Source organism: Sporolactobacillus caesalpiniae (genome assembly GCF_040513385.1).
In the GTDB taxonomy this organism is placed as follows: Bacteria; Bacillota; Bacilli; order Bacillales; family Sporolactobacillaceae; genus Sporolactobacillus.
Genome location: NZ_JBEVCB010000009.1, coordinates 38887 through 57368 on the forward strand (window position 1 = coordinate 38887; position 18482 = coordinate 57368).

Sequence of the window (18482 nt, forward strand, 5' to 3'; positions counted from 1 at the left end):
TTATTTGCCTCCTTTCTTATTTGTCGTTCCTTTCGTCGGAAGTACTTCTCCGCGATAAATCCATACTTTTACACCGATTCTACCATAGGTAGTCGCTGCTTCAGCAGTACCGTAATCAATGTCGGCACGCAGCGTATGAAGCGGAACAGTACCTTCACTGTAATCCTCTGTACGTGCCATGTCGGCACCGCCAAGACGGCCTGCGCATTGTGTCTTAATTCCCTTTGCGCCCGCTCTCATTGCTCTTTGCAGTGTCTGCTTTTGCGCGCGTCTCCATGAGATACGGCCTTCCAGCTGGCGAGCAATATTTTCAGCGACAAGCTTTGCATCAAGATCAGCTTGCTTGATTTCAAAAATATTAACGTGGACGCGCTTGCCGGTAAGATCATTTAATGCTTTTCGAAGGTTTTCAACTTCGGAACCGCCTTTACCAATGACCATACCTGGTTTCGCTGTCTTGATCGTTACATTAATCCGGTTCGCAGCACGTTCCAGTTCAATACCGGAAACGGCAGCATCTTTCAGCTTCTTTTCGATATATTGACGGATTTTGATATCTTCATGAAGATATTCCGCATATTCTTTGTCAGCATACCATTTAGATTCCCAGTCGCGAATGACTCCGACTCTGAATCCAATAGGATTAATTTTTTGACCCACGCGTTATCCCTCCTTCTTTTCCGATACAATAATTGTAATGTGGCTGGTCCGTTTGTTAATCTTGCTCGCACGGCCTTGGGCACGCGGGCGGAAGCGTTTCAGTGTTGCTCCCTCATCGACAAACGCCTGCTCAACATACAACGTTTCTGTATCCATATCATAATTGTGTTCCGCATTGGCAATAGCGGATTTTAAAACTTTTTCAATAATTGGTGATGCTGATCTCTGTGTATTCTTCAACACAGCAATAGCATAACCAACGTCCTTGCCCCTGATAAGATCAATAACAAGACGCGCCTTACGAGGAGCAATACGAATTTGTTTAGCGACAGCTTTTGCTTGCATCAAAAGTTCCTCCTTTCGTTAGCGTGCACTTGTTTTCTTATCAGAAGAAATATGTCCGCGATAAGTTCTTGTCGGAGCAAATTCTCCAAGTTTATGTCCTACCATGTCTTCTGTAACGTACACCGGAACATGCTTGCGTCCGTCATAGACAGCAATGGTATGACCGATAAATTCAGGGAAAATGGTCGATCTGCGGGACCAGGTTTTAATAACTCTTTTTTCGTCTTTATCATTTAAACGGACAACTTTTGTCATCAAGTGATCATCGACAAAAGGCCCTTTTTTCAGGCTTCGGCTCATGAGTAGGCCTCCTTCCAAAATAAAATATTTATCCGGCAACTATTATTTCTTTTTACGGTGTCTAACAATGAACTGTTCAGAAGCATTTTTCTTGCTGCGTGTTTTGTAACCCATCGTTGGCTTGCCCCATGGTGACATTGGCGACTTGCGTCCGACTGGAGCTTTACCTTCACCACCACCATGCGGGTGATCGTTCGGGTTCATTACAGAACCGCGGACTGTCGGGCGAATGCCTTTCCAACGTGAGCGTCCTGCTTTACCAACAGAAACAAGTTCGTGTTCCAAATTTCCAACCTGACCAATAGTTGCGCGGCAAGTCTCAAGGACCATACGTACTTCGCCGGAAACAAGACGGATCAGCACGTATTTGCCTTCTTTACCAAGAATTTGAGCAGAAGTTCCTGCAGAACGAACAAGTTGTCCGCCCTTTCCCGGTTTCAATTCAATATTGTGAATCGTGGTACCTACCGGAATGTTCTTCAGAGGAAGCGCATTTCCGACTTTAATGTCAGCGTCGACGCCAGACATAATTTGTGTCCCAACTTTAATACCCTTAGGAGCAAGGATGTAACGTTTTTCTCCATCCGCATAGTGAATGAGTGCGATGTTGGCAGTACGGTTCGGATCATATTCGATCGTTGCGATTTTACCTGGCACGCCATCCTTATTGCGTTTAAAGTCAATAACACGATATTGACGTTTGTGGCCGCCGCCTTGGTGACGAACCGTCAGTCTGCCTTGATTGTTTCGGCCGGCCTTCTTAGGCAGCGACTTCAGCAATGATTTTTCCGGCGTATCTGTTGTGATTTCTGCGAAATCCAAAGATGTCATGTTTCTGCGACCGTTGGATGTCGGTTTATACTTTTTAAGTGGCACGATCAGTAACCTCCTTCTTTATTATTCCTTATTCGCCTTCGTAAAAGTTAAGTTCTTTGCTTTCCGGCGTCAAAGTGACAATCGCTTTTTTGCGGTTATTTGTATAGCCTGAATAGCGGCCGTAACGTTTTGGCTTACCTTTTACGTTCATCGTATTGACCTTAACGACTTTAACATCAAAGATAGCTTCCACCGCGCGTTTGATCTCAGACTTGTTTGCCTTCGTATCAACATCGAAAGTGTATTTCTTGTCTGCCATCTGATCCGTCGTGCGTTCAGTCAGCACGGGGCGCTTTATAATATCGCGAGGATCTTTCATTATCCAAGCACCTCCCCAAGCTTTGCTGCAGCTTCCTGAGTGACAATGAGTTTGTTATGTGCAACAACGTCAAGTACATTGACTTCGTTTGCGGCAAGCACCTTTACACCAGGGATATTACGGGACGACAAAACAGCTGTTTCATTAACATCACTAGTTACAATCAGTGCCTTTTCTGATACGGACAGATTGTTCAACAGGGCAATAATTTCTTTTGTTTTCGGAGCTTCAATCGTCAGTGCATCTAATACAATCAGATCGTTGTCTCCAACTTTGCCGGACAGTACCGACTTAATAGCAAGTCTGCGCACTTTCTTAGGCAATTTGTATGAATAGCTGCGTGGTGTAGGCCCGAATACCGTACCACCGCCAACCCACTGTGGTGAGCGAATCGAGCCCTGACGAGCGCGACCGGTTCCTTTTTGTTTCCACGGCTTGCGGCCACCGCCGCGTACTGCAGAACGATTTTTTACAGCGTGTGTTCCTTGGCGTTGTGAAGCCTGTTGCATGACAACTGCTTGATAAACAACATGTTCGTTTGGTGTGATGCCGAATACAGCGTCTGCCAATTCAACAGCTCCAACTTCAGCGCCTTTCTGATCAAATACAGTTAATTTTGGCATGGAAGCGTCCTCCCTTCTTATTTAGCTTCTTTTGCTTTAAGTGCAGATTTTATAACAATGTAGCTCTTCTTAGCGCCCGGCACATTACCACTGATAAGAATCAGTTTGCGTTCCGGATCAACTTTTGCGATCACGAGGTTTTCAACAGTAACTGTTTCGCCACCCATACGGCCCGCCAGCTTTTTGCCTTTGAACACGTGAGCCGGATCAATAACACCCATGGAACCGGGACGACGGTGGTAACGGGAACCGTGAGTCATCGGTCCGCGTGATTGGTTGTTTCTTTTGATTGGGCCTTGGTAACCTTTACCTTTCGAAGTACCGGTTACGTCAACAACTTCTCCTGCTTTGAACGTGTCAGCTGTTACTTCTTTGCCCAGTTCGTAATCGTCTAAATTTACATTACGGAGTTCTTTAATGAAGCGCTTAGGTTCGGCTTTCGCTTTTTCAGCGTGTCCCTTTGCCGGTTTGGTAATTCGAGAAGCTTTTGCATTATCAAAACCGATCTGTACGGCTTCGTAGCCATCCGTTTCAACTGTCTTCTTTTGAAGAACGACATTGTCGGATACATCGACAACCGTAACAGGAATGACATCACCGTTTTCAGCGAAAATCTGAGTCATGCCGATCTTTTTGCCTAAGATTCCTTTGCTCATCCGTAACACCTCCTATTTGTTCTAGATAAATTATAATTTGATTTCAATGTCGACACCTGAAGGCAGATCCAATCTCATCAGTGAATCTACCGTTTGCGGTGTAGGCTCAACAATATCAACTAAGCGTTTGTGAGTACGCATTTCGAATTGTTCACGTGAATCTTTGTATTTGTGTACCGCACGTAAAATCGTATAAATCGATTTTTCGGTAGGAAGCGGAATCGGTCCGGACACCTTTGCACCTGAACGTTTTGCCGTTTCTACAATTTTTTCAGCGGATTGATCCAAAATACGGTGATCATATGCCTTTAAACGAATGCGAATCTTTTGCTTTGCCATGAAGTATTCCCTCCTTTTTTCGTCCATTTTTCAAAAATAGACTTGCTCCACGAAAATTTCCAGATAGCCCGCCTTGGCAAAGGAGCCGGGTGTATCTGCAACCTTCCGCATCATTGCCAAAAAACCAACTTCACTATTATACCTAAAACATAGGTACAAAGCAAGGCGAACCATCACTTTTTTCAGTGACCTATACATTATAAAGAGTTTTTTACGAAAGAGCAAATTAAAATACTATTTATTTATAGAAAAAAAAAGAGCCCTCAACGAGGAGGGCTCTTTTTTATCAACTATTATTCAACGATTTCAGATACGGAGCCAGCGCCTACCGTACGGCCGCCTTCACGAATAGAGAATTTCGTTCCCTGTTCGATAGCGATCGGAGCGAGCAGATCAACATCCATTTCAACGTTGTCGCCAGGCATTACCATTTCAGTTCCTTCAGGAAGATTAATGGTTCCTGTAACATCCGTTGTCCTGAAATAGAATTGCGGACGATAGTTTGTGAAGAATGGTGTATGACGTCCACCTTCTTCTTTTTTCAGAACGTAAACTTGAGCCTTGAATTTCTTGTGGGCAGTTACGGTACCTGGTTTAATCAAAACCTGGCCACGTTCAACGCCTTCACGGTCAACACCACGGAGCAATGCGCCGATGTTGTCGCCTGCTTCAGCGAAGTCGAGTGTCTTACGGAACATTTCAACGCCCGTTACAATAGACTTCTTAGGAGCATCTGTCAAACCAAGAATTTCAACTTCGTCACCGATTTTAACCGTACCACGTTCAACACGTCCGGTTGCAACCGTACCACGACCTGTGATCGAGAATACGTCTTCGACAGGCATCATGAATGGCTTGTCATTTTCACGAACAGGAGTTGGGATGTATTCATCTACAGCTGCCATCAAGTCGAGAATATGTTGTTCTTCTGTAGCATCGCCTTGCAATGCTTTCAAAGCGGAACCGCTGATTACAGGAACATCGTCACCTGGGTAGTCATATTCGCTAAGAAGATCGCGAACTTCCATTTCAACGAGTTCAAGCAATTCTGGATCATCAACCTGGTCTGTTTTGTTCAGGAAGACAACGATCGCAGGAACACCTACTTGGTTAGCAAGAAGGATGTGTTCACGAGTCTGTGGCATTGGGCCGTCTACTGCGGAAACAACGAGGATCGCTCCGTCCATTTGTGCAGCACCAGTGATCATGTTCTTTACATAGTCGGCGTGTCCTGGGCAGTCAACGTGCGCATAGTGACGTGTATCTGTTTCGTATTCAACGTGTGCGGTCGAAATTGTGATTCCGCGTTCACGTTCTTCAGGAGCACCATCGATGGAATCGTAAGCGCGAGCCTGAGCTTTACCTGATTTAGCCAATACAGTTGTAATAGCAGCTGTCAGAGTTGTTTTACCGTGGTCAACGTGACCAATTGTACCGATGTTAACATGGGGTTTTGTACGTTCATAATGTTCTTTAGCCATGGATTGTATAATCCTCCTTTAATTCATTAGAAAGTTTAATTTATATGCAGTAAGAAAGTCGGCAAGCTTGTGCCATCTTTCCTAGCTTACAATAAAACAATTGGTGTGACAATAAATTCAGCAAGCTGAATAACCGTTAAATCGTTATTCGCCGGTTGCCTTCTTGATAATCTCTTCACTAACGCTCTTCGGCACTGCTTCGTAGTGATCGAATTGCATTGTGAATGTTCCGCGTCCTTGGGTTGCAGAGCGGAGGTTCGTCGCATAGCCGAACATTTCAGCGAGCGGAACATGGGAGCTGACAACTTGAACGCCTTGTCGTGCTTCCATGCCGTCAACGCGTCCACGACGGCTTGTGATATCACCCATAATATCTCCCAAATATTCTTCAGGCATGCTGACTTCGACTTTCATGATCGGTTCAAGAATTACCGGAGCGCAGACACTCTTTGAAGCTTTCAGTGCCATTGAAGCCGCAATCTTGAACGCCATTTCACTGGAATCGACATCGTGATAGGATCCATCAACAAGACTTGCTTTCACGTCAATTAATGGATACCCGGCGAGCAGCCCGTTTTGAAGCGCATCTTTCAGACCCGCTTCAACCGCAGGAATGTATTCGCGAGGAACCACACCACCGACGATTTTGTTTTCAAATACGAATCCTTCGCCCTCTTTTTGAGGTTCGAATTCGATCCAAACATGACCATATTGTCCACGACCACCGGACTGACGAATAAACTTACCTTCAGCTCTTCCGGCCTTGGTCAACGTTTCGCGATAAGCAACTTGCGGGTTGCCGACATTCGCGTCAACCTTGAACTCACGGCGCATACGGTCAACGATAATATCGAGGTGAAGCTCACCCATACCACCGATGATGGTTTGGCCGGTCTCTTCATCCGTATGAGTCTTGAAGGTTGGATCTTCTTCAGCCAGTTTCGCAAGGGCGATGCCCATCTTATCCTGGTCAGCCTTCGATTTTGGTTCGATGGCAACGTGGATAACCGGATCAGGGAATTCCATCGATTCGAGAACAATGAGGTGATCCTCATCGCACAGCGTATCTCCGGTTGTTGTATTTTTCAGGCCGACTGCAGCAGCGATATCGCCAGAGTAAACCTTTTTGATTTCGCTACGGTGGTTGGCATGCATCTGAAGAATACGTCCCAAACGTTCGCGATTATCTTTCGTTGAGTTCTGTACATAAGAACCCGCCTCAATCGATCCTGAGTAAACTCGGAAGAATGTCAGCTTACCAACAAATGGGTCTGTCATTACTTTAAATGCTAATGCTGCGAACGGCGCGTTGTCATCAGCCGGACGTGTCTCTTCTTCACCTGAATCCGGCACCGTACCTTTGATCGCCGGAACGTCAAGTGGTGAAGGGAGATAATCAATGCAGGCATCCAATACGTGCTGCACGCCTTTATTTTTAAAGGCGGTGCCGCACAGTACCGGATAGAATTTAACTGCACATGTCGCTTTACGAATTGCAGCTTTTAATTCTTCTACAGAGATTTCGTCGCCATTCAGATATTTTTCCATGAGATCGTCGTCTACGTCTGCAACAGCTTCAACGAGTTTTTCATGGTATTCTTCGGCTTGTTCCTTGTATTCAGCCGGAATCTCTTCCGCATCGACAATGGAGCCCTGGTCGTCTTCATAAACATACGCTTGCATGTTTACTAAGTCGATTTCGCCTAGATAATTGTCTTCAGCACCCATTGGCAACTGAATCGGGTGAGCATTCGCTTGAAGACGTTCATGCAGTGTGTTGCATGAATAGAGGAAATCAGCGCCAATCTTATCCATTTTATTAACAAACACTATTCTCGGTACACCATAAGTTGTCGCCTGACGCCAAACAGTTTCTGTTTGAGGCTCAACACCTGATTGTGCATCAAGAACGGTTACCGCACCGTCAAGCACGCGAAGCGAACGTTCTACTTCAACGGTAAAATCCACGTGCCCTGGGGTATCGATGATGTTAATTCGATGATTTTTCCACTGAGCGGTTGTCGCCGCGGATGTAATTGTAATTCCGCGTTCCTTTTCCTGATCCATCCAGTCCATCTGTGAAGCACCTTCATGGGTTTCACCAATCTTATGAATACGGCCTGAATAGAAGAGAATACGCTCGGTTGTTGTCGTCTTTCCGGCATCGATGTGCGCCATAATACCGATATTACGTGTCTTTTCCAAGGAGAATTCCCTTGCCATGGTTTTCTCTCCTTCCTTTTGTTGATGTTCAAAGTGTTAGGAAAAAAGAGGTGAGCATTGTCTCGACTCTTTCCAACTTCCAAGTTGAACATCGATTTTTTTCATTACCAGCGATAATGAGCGAAAGCTTTGTTCGCTTCAGCCATTTTATGCATGTCTTCGCGCTTTTTAACCGATGCGCCTGTATTGTTAGATGCGTCGATAATTTCGTTAGCCAACCGTTCAACCATCGTCTTTTCCCCACGAAGTCTTGAATAATTAACTAAGTAGCGAAGTCCTAAAGTTGTCCGGCGTTCCGGGCGAACTTCAACCGGTACCTGGTAGTTAGATCCGCCGACACGGCGAGCTTTAACTTCCAGAACAGGCATAACATTTTTTAATGCCTGCTCAAAAATTTCCATTGGTTCTTGATTCGAACGTTCTTTAATCAGATCAAACGCTTGATACAGAATGGTCTGAGCCTTTCCCTTTTTTCCATCTTCCATAATCCGGTTGATCAAACGTGTGACCAATTTGGAATTATAGAGCGGATCAGGCAGTACATCTCGTCTTTCGACAGGGCCTTTTCTAGGCATGTTAATTCCTCCTTCCAGTTAGTAGTTATTAAGCCTTAGGTTTCTTTGCGCCGTACTTCGAGCGGCTTTGCTTACGATCAACAACGCTTGCCGTATCCAAAGCGCCGCGAATGATATGATAACGCACACCAGGAAGGTCCTTCACACGTCCGCCGCGAATCAGGACAACACTGTGTTCCTGAAGGTTGTGACCGATTCCCGGGATATAAGCGTTGACTTCGATGTTGTTTGACAAACGTACACGCGCATATTTACGAAGCGCAGAGTTTGGTTTCTTCGGTGTCATTGTGCCGACACGAGTACACACGCCCCTCTTTTGTGGAGCAAAATCATCAGTCAACGATTTTTTGAAACTGTTGTAGCCTCTGTTCAACGCAGGCGCCGTAGACTTTCTGATTTTTGACTTGCGTCCTTGACGAATTAATTGATTAATTGTAGGCATTTACCTATTCCTCCTTTCGAATTTCTAAACCCACTGATCCAGGCGGTTCTTTTCTCGCGCAAAAAATTGTTTTTGCAAGAATTGCTCTTGCAAAAACATTATTTTTTTATCGCAACAGCCGATGCTCCGACTTCAATGCCGCAAGCTTGGCCTAACTTCTTCATTGAGGCCACTGTGCTCACAGGCACTTTCAATTCTTCCGCAAGTGTCAGTACTTTATTGGTAACACGTACATCGGCATCTTCAGCTACGACAACCTCTTTAACTCGGTCCTCTTTTAAAGCCTTGATTGCCTGTTTCGTGCCAATAATGACTTCGTTCTTAGATTGTGTCACTTTTTCATAAGACATCTCAAAGAATCCTCCAAAGTAACAAAGTGTAAAAGAACACTAAGACATAATAGCACCGGCCATTAACCATTGTCAATGGCTGAATCAACTTTCTTGATTCAAAAGTGCTCGGGCAGGTTGCGGATTGGCAACCGTTGAATCTGATCCGTCTTCAGTTTCTACAACGACATTGCGATACCTCGGCATGCCTGTTCCTGCAGGAATCAGTTTGCCAATAATAACATTTTCCTTCAAGCCAAGCAGTTCATCGACTTTCCCCTTAATAGCCGCATCAGTTAGTACGCGAGTCGTTTCCTGGAACGAAGCCGCGGACAAGAAGGAATCTGTTTCAAGAGCCGCTTTTGTAATACCAAGCAGTGCCGGATGTCCGGTCGCCGGCATTTTACGATGCAGCAGTACATCGCGGTTATCGTCTTTAAAACGGTGAATGTCGACAAGTGCGCCCGGCAATACAGATGTATCTCCGCTGTCGATGACGCGAACCTTGCGCATCATTTGGCGTACCATAACTTCAACGTGCTTATCGCCGATTTCCACACCTTGCATACGATAAACCTTCTGAACTTCACGAAGCAGATAATTCTGCACACCTTGAAGTCCTACAACATGCAGAAGTTCTTTCGGATCGATAGACCCGCTGATCAGCGGCTGTCCGGCTTTAACTTCATTTCCCTCGGCAACTTTCATTCGTGCACTAAGCGGTACCGTGTAAGTTCGGGTTTCCATGGCACCCTTAACGACAAGCTCGCGTTTATCCTTTAATTCGCTTACTGATGTCACCGTTCCATCAATCTCAGAAATGACCGCTTGCCCTTTTGGATTACGGGCTTCGAACAATTCTTGGATACGAGGGAGACCCTGGGTGATGTCGTCTCCAGCAACACCGCCTGTATGGAACGTACGCATGGTCAGCTGTGTACCCGGTTCGCCGATGGATTGTGCGGCAATAATACCAACCGATTCACCGACTTCAACTTCGGACCCTGTCGCCAAATTACGTCCGTAACACTTCTTGCAGACACCATGTCTGGTTTCACAAGTAAATACTGTGCGAATTTCAACCTCGGTAATGCCCGCTTCAACGATTTTCGTCGCAAGGTCTTCATTGATCAATTCATTCTTCTTAACAAGTACTTCATCAGTATCCGGATGGTAAACGGTCTGATTTGCTGTACGGCCTACCAAACGGTCATACAGGCTTTCAATCTCTTCGTTACCTTCACGGATCGCATGCACGACAATACCGCGATCCGTACCACAATCGTCTTCCCTTACGATTACATCTTGCGCTACGTCGACAAGACGTCGGGTCAGATAGCCTGAGTTCGCGGTTTTAAGCGCGGTGTCGGCAAGTCCCTTACGGGCACCGTGTGTTGAAATAAAGTATTCCAACACGGTCAGCCCTTCACGGAAGCTCGAGATAATTGGAAGTTCAATGATACGACCAGAAGGATCGGCCATCAAACCACGCATACCGGCAAGCTGAGTAAAGTTGGAAGCATTTCCTCGGGCTCCTGAATCACTCATCATGAAGATTGGGTTTGTCTTTGCCAATGAATCCATCAACTTGGACTGAATCGTGTCTTTCGCGCCACTCCAAATACCGACAATACGCTCATAGCGTTCGTCTTCAGTAATAAGGCCTCGGCGGAATTGTTTGGTTACCTTTTGTACATTTTCTTCGGCATTATCCAAGATCTCTTGCTTCTCAGGAAGCACGATAACATCGGATACACCAACCGTAATACCTGCTTTGGTCGAATACTGGAAACCGAGAGCTTTCAAACGGTCAAGGAACTTAGACGTTTCGGTAACTTTATATTTTTTAAATACCTCTGCGATAACGTGCCCAAGATAGCCTTTTTTAAACGGTAAAATCTCTTCGCGCGATGCAATTTCTTTCGGAATATCCGAGCCCATTGGAACAAAGTATTTGTCCGGAGTCGCTACCTGCAAATTGTGGTCTGTCGGCTCATTAATATATGGGAATGTCGGTGGGAGTACATGATTGAAAATCAATTTTCCCGGAGTCGTCAGCAAGTATTCCTTATTTTGTTCTTCCGTAAATGTCGGATTATGTGTCGACGCCGCCGGAATCGCAATACGCGAATGCAGATGAACATAACCGTTGTAATAAGCGATCATAACCTCTTCGCTATTTTTGAAAACTTTTCCTTCGCCTATGGCGCCTTTTCGTTCAAGGGTCAGATAGTAGTTACCCAAAACCATATCTTGAGAAGGCGTAACAATTGGCTTGCCATCCTTAGGATTTAAGATGTTTTGCGCGCCAAGCATCAGCAAACGAGCTTCAGCTTGTGCTTCTGCGGACAGCGGCACGTGAACGGCCATCTGGTCACCGTCAAAGTCCGCGTTGTACGCGGTACATACGAGCGGATGAAGACGGATCGCGCGTCCTTCAACAATCCTCGGTTCAAACGCCTGAATACCAAGACGGTGCAATGTAGGGGCACGGTTGAGCAGAACCGGATGCTCCTTAATCACATCTTCAAGGACACCCCAAACGTCCGGATGAATTTTTTCAACTTTGCGTTTTGCACTTTTGATATTATTGGCAACGCCGCGACTAACCAGTTCTTTCATAACGAACGGTTTAAAAAGTTCCAAAGCCATTTCTTTAGGCAGACCGCATTGATACATTTGCAGCGTTGGTCCCACAGCGATAACAGATCGCCCTGAATAGTCGACACGTTTTCCCAGCAAGTTCTGACGGAAACGTCCGTTTTTACCTTTCAACATATGTGAAAGTGACTTCAAAGGTCTGTTGCCCGGACCGGTAACCGGACGACCGCGACGACCATTGTCAATAAGCGAGTCAACCGCTTCCTGCAACATTCGTTTTTCGTTTTGGACAATAATACTAGGTGCTCCTAGTTCAAGGAGACGTTTGAGACGATTGTTACGGTTTATGACCCTCCGATAAAGATCGTTTAAGTCTGAGGTTGCAAAACGTCCACCGTCAAGTTGAACCATTGGACGCAGTTCCGGCGGAATGACAGGAAGTACATCCAGAATCATCCAAGAAGGTTCATTGCCGGACTCGCGGAAGGCTTCAACGACTTCAAGCCTTTTCACTGCGCGGGTTCTTCTTTGCCCTTGAACACTTTTCAATTCTTCTTGCAAGGTTTCTGATTCTTTGTCTAAATCAACATCCTGCAGAAGCTTTTTAATGGACTCAGCGCCCATGCCTGCTTTAAATGCTTTACCATATTTTTCACGGTAAGCGCGGTACTCTTTTTCAGACAGAAGCTGTTTTTTCTCCAGCGGTGTGTCGCCGGGTTCAGTCACTACGTAAGATGCAAAGTAGATGACTTCTTCCAAAGCTCTTGGAGACATATCCAACAAGAGACCCATTCGGCTTGGAATGCCTTTAAAATACCAGATATGGGACACAGGAGCTGCGAGTTCAATATGGCCCATGCGCTCTCTACGCACTTTCGCCCGAGTAACTTCAACACCGCAGCGATCACAAACGACGCCCTTGTAACGAACGCGTTTGTATTTGCCGCAATGACATTCCCAGTCCTTGGTCGGCCCGAAGATACGTTCACAGAACAGGCCGTCCTTTTCCGGTTTCAATGTTCGATAGTTAATTGTCTCCGGCTTTTTCACTTCGCCATGAGACCAAGACCTGATTTTATCAGGTGAGGCTAAACCAATCTTCATAAATTCAAATTTATTGACATCCAGCAAGGGGGCAACCTCCCTTATATTTTCAGTGTCTGGCATTAAGTGCCATCGCTTTAGTTCACCGAGTTGTTGTATGTTAGAAAACCGTTCGGACACTCAGGAAGAATAGCGGCAAAGTCGTTTTCTTCATGCGTCGCGCTTTCTATAAGAGGTTGATTCATAGAACTCAGACTTGTACATTCAGGCTGTCATCAAGTGTCTCTTCTTCATCCTCAAGCTCTTTAATGACGATCTCTGAGTGGTCGCCATCCAAAACCTTAACATCCATACCAAGGCTTTGCAGTTCCTTGATGAGTACCTTAAACGATTCAGGAACACCCGGTTCAGGAACATTCTCACCTTTGACAATGGATTCATAGGTTTTCACACGTCCAACAACGTCGTCCGATTTAACAGTAAGGATTTCTTGAAGTGTGTGCGCTGCTCCATATGCTTCAAGCGCCCAAACCTCCATTTCACCAAATCGCTGACCGCCGAATTGCGCTTTACCGCCAAGCGGCTGCTGTGTAACGAGCGAGTAAGGTCCGGTTGAACGTGCATGCAGTTTGTCGTCAACCATGTGCGCTAGTTTGATCATATACATAACGCCAACCGACACGCGGTTATCAAACGGTTCACCGGAACGACCATCATAAAGAACGGTCTTGCCGTCTCGGGAAAGTCCGGCTTCTTCAAGAGTGCTCCAGACGTCCTCTTCACGAGCGCCGTCAAATACCGGCGTTGCAATGTGAATGCCCATTTCACGAGCAGCCATACCCAGGTGAAGTTCAAGCACCTGACCAATATTCATACGGGAAGGCACACCCAGCGGGTTAAGCATGATGTCCAAAGGACGACCGCTCGGCAGGAACGGCATATCCTCTTCAGGAAGGATTTTAGAAATGACACCTTTGTTTCCGTGGCGTCCGGCCATTTTATCTCCTTCGTGAATCTTACGCTTTTGAACAATATACACTCGGACAAGCTCATTTACGCCCGGCGGCAGTTCATCTCCTGCTTCCCGTGTAAAGATCTTGACATCGTGCACAATTCCGCCGCCGCCATGCGGCACCTTCAGTGATGTGTCACGTACTTCACGAGCTTTTTCACCAAAAATAGCATGGAGCAGACGCTCTTCGGCAGTAAGTTCCGTAACCCCTTTTGGCGTTACTTTTCCGACAAGAATATCACCATCGCGTACTTCCGCACCGACACGGATGATTCCGCGGTCGTCGAGGTTCTTCAATGCATCTTCGCCGACATTCGGTATATCCCGTGTAATATCTTCAGGTCCGAGCTTCGTATCACGAGCGTCGGATTCGTATTCCTCAATATGGATGGATGTGTACACATCGTCCTTAACCAGACGTTCATTCATGATAACGGCATCTTCATAGTTATAACCGTTCCATGTCATGAATCCGACCAGTACGTTGCGTCCCAATGCAAGTTCGCCCATATCCATGGAAGGACCATCGGCAATAATTTCACCTTTGGAAACAACATTACCAGTCTTAACAATTGGTTTTTGATTGTAGCACATTCCTTGGTTCGAACGTTCAAATTTGGAGAGTTTATAAGACACAACGTCTCCTACAACGTCGTGACCGTCAATGTTTTCCAATGTACGGATCTTGATCACACGTGCGGACACGTATTCGACACGCCCACGGAATTTTGAACGGATCGCAGCACCGGAGTCGCGGGCTGATACATATTCCATACCCGTTCCGACAAGCGGTGCTTCCGGACGAAGAAGCGGCACGGCCTGACGCTGCATGTTCGCTCCCATCAGCGCACGGTTAGAGTCATCGTTCGCAAGGAATGGAATGCATGCCGATGCGACAGACACAACTTGCTTTGGCGATACGTCCATGTAGTCGACACGTTCTTTATGAACAACCAAGTTCTCACTTCTGAAACGTGCAAGAATATGATCATCCATAAATTCACCGTCGTCACTAAGTTCAGCGTTTGCCTGTGCAACAACATAATTATCTTCTTCGTCAGCAGTCAAGTAATCAATGTGTTCGGTTACTTTCCCTGTATCCGGATCAACACGGCGATAAGGCGTTTCAATAAACCCGTACTTATTCACACGCGCATAACTCGATAATGAGTTAATCAAGCCGATGTTCGGACCTTCTGGTGTTTCAATCGGGCACATACGGCCATAGTGAGAATAGTGGACGTCACGCACTTCCATGCCGGCACGTTCACGAGTCAAACCGCCGGGTCCGAGGGCTGACAATCTTCGTTTGTGTGTTAGTTCAGCCAGAGGGTTGGTCTGGTCCATGAATTGCGAAAGCTGAGAGCTCCCAAAAAATTCCTTGATGGACGCAATTACTGGACGAATATTGATCAGTGCTTGCGGTGTGATGCTGTTTGTGTCCTGAATCGACATGCGTTCACGAATCACACGCTCCATGCGCGACAAGCCAATGCGGAACTGGTTCTGCAACAATTCACCGACGGAACGGAGCCGACGGTTGCCCAAGTGGTCAATGTCGTCGGTGTCGCCGATTCCGTGAAGCAAGTCAAAGAAATAGTTGATTGAAGAAAGAATATCAGCCGGTGTAATGTGCTTGATTGATCGGTCAATCACGCAATTGCCCATAACACTGACCACTTTACCCTTGTCTTCATCAAGAGGTGAGTAAACGTCGATTTTCTGAACACGGATCGTTTGTCCCGCAATCACACCTTCCGAAGGTGTATAGTCGACGAAGCCCAGTTTCTTTTCAATCGTCGGAAGAAGACGGTCGAGTGTCCGGCGGTCGAGCAGTGTTCCTTCATCGGCCACAATTTCTCCTGTTTCCGGATCAACAAGTTTCTCCGCGAGTCTCTGATTGAACAGTCTGTTTTTGATATGAAGTTTCTTATTCATTTTATAACGCCCGACATTCGCCAAATCATAGCGTTTCGGATCGAAGAAACGAGCTTCAAGTAAGCTTTTCGCGTTTTCGACAGTCGGCGGTTCACCCGGACGCAGACGTTCGTAGATTTCAACAAGCGCTTTGTCTGTGCTGTCGGTGTTATCTTTTTCCAATGTGTTTCTTAGATATTCATCTTCACCGAGGAGATCAATAATCTCCTGATCCGTGCTGAATCCAAGAGAACGCAAAAGAACCGTTACTGGCACTTTCCTTGTACGGTCGATTCTTACATAGACGACATCTTTTGCATCCGTCTCATATTCAAGCCATGCCCCGCGGTTAGGTATAACCGTAGCGCCGAAGCCTTTTTTACCATTTTTGTCGACTTTATCATTAAAGTAAACGCTCGGTGAACGAACCAGCTGAGAAACAATAACTCGTTCCGCTCCGTTGATAATGAAGGTTCCGGATTCTGTCATCAATGGGAAGTCACCCATAAACACTTCCTGTTCCTTCACTTCGCCTGTTTCTTTATTGATTAACCGAACTTTAACACGAAGCGGCGCGGCATACGTCACATCACGCGATTTTGATTCATCAACTGAATACTTTGGTTCACCCAAACTATAGTCGACAAATTCCAAAATAAGATTTCCCGTAAAATCTTCCACCGGAGAAATATCTTGAAACATTTCTCTGATTCCTTCGTCAAGGAACCACTGATAGGAGGCGGTCTGAATTTCAATAAGATTAGGGAGTTCCAGCACTTCTTTAATCCGAGCGTAGCTCCTGCGTTGGCGGTGGCGTCCGTATTGTACGAGTTGACCTGTCAACTATTTCACCCCTCAAATCAAGCATATTGAAAAAACCGGCAAACCATACTTCTAAGCTTACCGCAGTCCAAAAATTATGTGATTAGTTTTCCCAAAAATAGGGATCCCTATACCGACAAAAAGATCAATGTTAGCATTGAGACATAATATCATACACAATATTCATTGTCAATCTTTTCTTGCACAAAAAATAGAGTAGCCTTTTTTCTTTGCTGCAATATCAACGCGCCCATAGAGTGATTGAAGCATCTTCAAAGCAGATGGTGCGCCTTGTTTTTTTTGTATGACTATCCAGAGTTCGCCTTTTTCTTTTAAATAATGATGGGCATCTCTGAAAATCTGATGAACCACTTGTTTTCCGGCGCGAATCGGCGGATTGGTAACAATCGCGGCGTAGCTGCCCGACACCTGTTCAAATAGTGAACTCTGCAAGACAACCGGTTCAACTTGATTTTCCAAGGCGTTTTTCTTCGCCAGGGCTACGGCACGTTCATTAATATCAACCATCGTCACAGCTCGCTCCGGAAAAGATTTGGACAGGGCAATTCCTATTGGACCATACCCGCACCCCATGTCCAAAAAGCCACCTGAGATTTCAGGTTCACGAAAGGTTTCGATGAGTAATGCAGATCCAAAATCGATTGCGTTCTTTGAAAAAACACCCGCATCCGTCGTAAATAGGAAGTCATGCTGTCGTAGTACCGCTCTTAAGGAATGTGGATGGCTTTCCACATGGGGGTGCTCCGAATAATAGTGTTCAGTCATAAGATTCATCCCCTTCAACAGAAGAAAAATAGGCGGTCATTTGCATGTCACAAGATATATTTTTATTTAAAAAGAAAAGGCCCGCGCAAGCGCGGGCCTTTTCTAGAACTTATTTCAGTTCTACTTTTGCGCCAACTTCTTCAAGTTTGCCTTTAAGTTCTTCGGCTTCTTCCTTAGCAGCGCCTTCTTTTACAGGGCTTGGAGCACCGTCAACCAATGCTTTTGCATCTTTCAGACCAAGACCTGTGATTTCGCGAACAACTTTGATAACTTTAATCTTCTGAGCGCCTGCATCAGCAAGAATAACATCAAATTCTGTTTGTTCTTCAGCTGCACCGGCACCTGCGCCAGCTTGAACAGCAACCTGAGCTGCCGCTGTTACACCAAATTCTTCTTCAATTGCTTTAACAAGGTCGTTCAATTCAAGAACGGACATTTCCTTAACTGCACCAATGATTTCTTCCTTAGTCATTGTATATAATCCTCCTCATTTTTCGTTTTCTTTTAGTGATGTTCAGAAAGTCAGTGTAAAGGAGAGCAATACTTTTCTCAAACCTTTTTGTCTTTCTTCAAATGATTTCTTCAAGATTAAGCTTCTTGTTCTTTCTTCTCGGCAACGGCTTTGACGCCCAATGCCAAGTTGCGGATCGGAGCCTGCAGAACGTTGGCCAGCATTGAAAGAAGTCCTTCTCTGGATGGCAGTTCGGCAAGAGCTTTGATTTCATCAACAGAGGTCAGTTTGCCTTCGATAACGCCTGCCTTGATTTCAAGAGCCTCATGTTCTTTAGCAAAATTGTACAATACTTTTGCCGGAGCAACGACGTCGTCTTTGCTGAACGAAACGGCTGTAGGTCCCTTCAAAGCATCATCGAGTTCGGAAAGACCAGCAATTGCTGTCGCGCGACGAGCAAAAGTGTTCTTGTACACTTTATAGTCAACGCCTGCTTCTCTCAATTGTTGACGCAGTTCCGTAACTTCCGCAACGGAAAGACCGCGATAGTTAACAACAATCGTTGCCACGCTATCTTTTAATTTACCGGTAATTTCATCAACAATTTTCTTTTTTCCTTCGATAACTTTCTCGTTACTCATGATTCTTCGCACCTCCTCTTTCGCGTTATATCCGTATCAG

General features: G+C 45.7%; 18 protein-coding genes. All 18 read right to left on the minus strand.

Annotation, left to right across the window (positions count from 1 at the left end):
• The 18 genes from rpsC to rplJ all read right to left on the minus strand — a co-directional run bounded on the left by rpsC (position 1) and on the right by rplJ (position 18442).
• Complete coding sequence (rpsC, locus tag ABWW58_RS16590; RefSeq protein WP_093674119.1) at positions 1-660, minus strand: 30S ribosomal protein S3; 660 nt, start codon at positions 658-660, stop codon at positions 1-3.
• Positions 661-663: 3 nt separating this feature from the next.
• Positions 664-1005: a 50S ribosomal protein L22 gene (rplV, locus tag ABWW58_RS16595; protein WP_093674117.1), complete on the minus strand. Its 342-nt coding sequence runs from the start codon at positions 1003-1005 to the stop codon at positions 664-666.
• 18 nt (positions 1006-1023) lie between these two features.
• The gene (gene rpsS, locus ABWW58_RS16600) at positions 1024-1305 is read right to left on the minus strand and encodes a 30S ribosomal protein S19 (RefSeq protein WP_093674115.1); all 282 of its coding nucleotides are present in this window, start codon (positions 1303-1305) and stop codon (positions 1024-1026) included.
• 42 nt (positions 1306-1347) lie between these two features.
• Complete coding sequence (gene rplB, locus ABWW58_RS16605; protein WP_093674113.1) at positions 1348-2181, minus strand: 50S ribosomal protein L2; 834 nt, start codon at positions 2179-2181, stop codon at positions 1348-1350.
• Between the two features lie 28 nt (positions 2182-2209).
• Positions 2210-2500 (minus strand): 50S ribosomal protein L23, encoded by a 291-nt coding sequence (gene rplW, locus ABWW58_RS16610; RefSeq protein ID WP_093674111.1) that lies wholly within the window; start codon positions 2498-2500, stop codon positions 2210-2212.
• Positions 2500-3123 (minus strand): 50S ribosomal protein L4, encoded by a 624-nt coding sequence (rplD, locus tag ABWW58_RS16615; RefSeq protein WP_093674109.1) that lies wholly within the window; start codon positions 3121-3123, stop codon positions 2500-2502. The genes rplW and rplD overlap by 1 nt, the downstream gene beginning before the upstream one ends.
• Before the next feature lie 17 nt (positions 3124-3140).
• Positions 3141-3779, minus strand: a complete 639-nt coding sequence (gene rplC / locus ABWW58_RS16620) for a 50S ribosomal protein L3 (protein ID WP_093674107.1) — start codon at positions 3777-3779, stop codon at positions 3141-3143.
• A gap of 30 nt (positions 3780-3809) precedes the next feature.
• The gene (rpsJ, locus tag ABWW58_RS16625; RefSeq protein WP_010024543.1) at positions 3810-4118 is read right to left on the minus strand and encodes a 30S ribosomal protein S10; all 309 of its coding nucleotides are present in this window, start codon (positions 4116-4118) and stop codon (positions 3810-3812) included.
• A 293-nt stretch (positions 4119-4411) separates the two neighbouring features.
• Positions 4412-5599 carry an elongation factor Tu gene (gene tuf / locus ABWW58_RS16630; RefSeq protein ID WP_093674105.1) on the minus strand — a complete coding sequence of 396 codons (1188 nt, stop codon included), beginning with the start codon at positions 5597-5599 and terminating at the stop codon, positions 4412-4414.
• 144 nt (positions 5600-5743) lie between these two features.
• The gene (fusA, locus tag ABWW58_RS16635) at positions 5744-7822 is read right to left on the minus strand and encodes an elongation factor G (protein ID WP_353870176.1); all 2079 of its coding nucleotides are present in this window, start codon (positions 7820-7822) and stop codon (positions 5744-5746) included.
• Between the two features lie 104 nt (positions 7823-7926).
• Positions 7927-8397, minus strand: coding sequence for a 30S ribosomal protein S7 (gene rpsG, locus ABWW58_RS16640; RefSeq protein WP_093674101.1), 471 nt, complete (start codon positions 8395-8397; stop codon positions 7927-7929).
• 28 nt (positions 8398-8425) lie between these two features.
• Positions 8426-8839 (minus strand): 30S ribosomal protein S12, encoded by a 414-nt coding sequence (gene rpsL, locus ABWW58_RS16645; RefSeq protein ID WP_093674099.1) that lies wholly within the window; start codon positions 8837-8839, stop codon positions 8426-8428.
• A 98-nt stretch (positions 8840-8937) separates the two neighbouring features.
• Positions 8938-9189, minus strand: coding sequence for a 50S ribosomal protein L7ae-like protein (locus tag ABWW58_RS16650; protein ID WP_093674097.1), 252 nt, complete (start codon positions 9187-9189; stop codon positions 8938-8940).
• 84 nt (positions 9190-9273) lie between these two features.
• Entirely contained in the window at positions 9274-12900 is a 3627-nt protein-coding gene (gene rpoC / locus ABWW58_RS16655) for a DNA-directed RNA polymerase subunit beta' (RefSeq protein WP_353870178.1), read from the minus strand.
• A gap of 163 nt (positions 12901-13063) precedes the next feature.
• On the minus strand, positions 13064-16585 hold the full coding sequence (gene rpoB, locus ABWW58_RS16660) for a DNA-directed RNA polymerase subunit beta (RefSeq protein ID WP_353870179.1): 3522 nt from the start codon (positions 16583-16585) through the stop codon (positions 13064-13066).
• Positions 16586-16753: 168 nt separating this feature from the next.
• Positions 16754-17350, minus strand: a complete 597-nt coding sequence (locus tag ABWW58_RS16665) for a class I SAM-dependent methyltransferase (RefSeq protein ID WP_353870180.1) — start codon at positions 17348-17350, stop codon at positions 16754-16756.
• Positions 17351-17459: 109 nt separating this feature from the next.
• Positions 17460-17822: a 50S ribosomal protein L7/L12 gene (gene rplL / locus ABWW58_RS16670; RefSeq protein ID WP_353870181.1), complete on the minus strand. Its 363-nt coding sequence runs from the start codon at positions 17820-17822 to the stop codon at positions 17460-17462.
• Between the two features lie 116 nt (positions 17823-17938).
• Positions 17939-18442 (minus strand): 50S ribosomal protein L10, encoded by a 504-nt coding sequence (gene rplJ / locus ABWW58_RS16675; protein WP_353870182.1) that lies wholly within the window; start codon positions 18440-18442, stop codon positions 17939-17941.
• Between the last annotated feature and the right edge of the window lie 40 nt (positions 18443-18482).

Bases quoted from the DNA above. Each gene is read 5' to 3' on its own strand.
- rplV (WP_093674117.1), bottom strand. From the start codon at position 1,005: ATGCAAGCAAAAGCTGTCGCTAAACAAATTCGTATTGCTCCTCGTAAG.
- rpsS (WP_093674115.1), bottom strand. From the start codon at position 1,305: ATGAGCCGAAGCCTGAAAAAAGGGCCTTTTGTCGATGATCACTTGATG.
- rplW (WP_093674111.1), bottom strand. From the start codon at position 2,500: ATGAAAGATCCTCGCGATATTATAAAGCGCCCCGTGCTGACTGAACGC.
- rplD (WP_093674109.1), bottom strand. From the start codon at position 3,123: ATGCCAAAATTAACTGTATTTGATCAGAAAGGCGCTGAAGTTGGAGCT.
- rplC (WP_093674107.1), bottom strand. From the start codon at position 3,779: ATGAGCAAAGGAATCTTAGGCAAAAAGATCGGCATGACTCAGATTTTC.
- rpsJ (WP_010024543.1), bottom strand. From the start codon at position 4,118: ATGGCAAAGCAAAAGATTCGCATTCGTTTAAAGGCATATGATCACCGT.
- tuf (WP_093674105.1), bottom strand. From the start codon at position 5,599: ATGGCTAAAGAACATTATGAACGTACAAAACCCCATGTTAACATCGGT.
- fusA (WP_353870176.1), bottom strand. From the start codon at position 7,822: ATGGCAAGGGAATTCTCCTTGGAAAAGACACGTAATATCGGTATTATG.
- rpsG (WP_093674101.1), bottom strand. From the start codon at position 8,397: ATGCCTAGAAAAGGCCCTGTCGAAAGACGAGATGTACTGCCTGATCCG.
- rpsL (WP_093674099.1), bottom strand. From the start codon at position 8,839: ATGCCTACAATTAATCAATTAATTCGTCAAGGACGCAAGTCAAAAATC.
- ABWW58_RS16650 (WP_093674097.1), bottom strand. From the start codon at position 9,189: ATGTCTTATGAAAAAGTGACACAATCTAAGAACGAAGTCATTATTGGC.
- ABWW58_RS16665 (WP_353870180.1), bottom strand. From the start codon at position 17,350: ATGACTGAACACTATTATTCGGAGCACCCCCATGTGGAAAGCCATCCA.
- rplL (WP_353870181.1), bottom strand. From the start codon at position 17,822: ATGACTAAGGAAGAAATCATTGGTGCAGTTAAGGAAATGTCCGTTCTT.
- rplJ (WP_353870182.1), bottom strand. From the start codon at position 18,442: ATGAGTAACGAGAAAGTTATCGAAGGAAAAAAGAAAATTGTTGATGAA.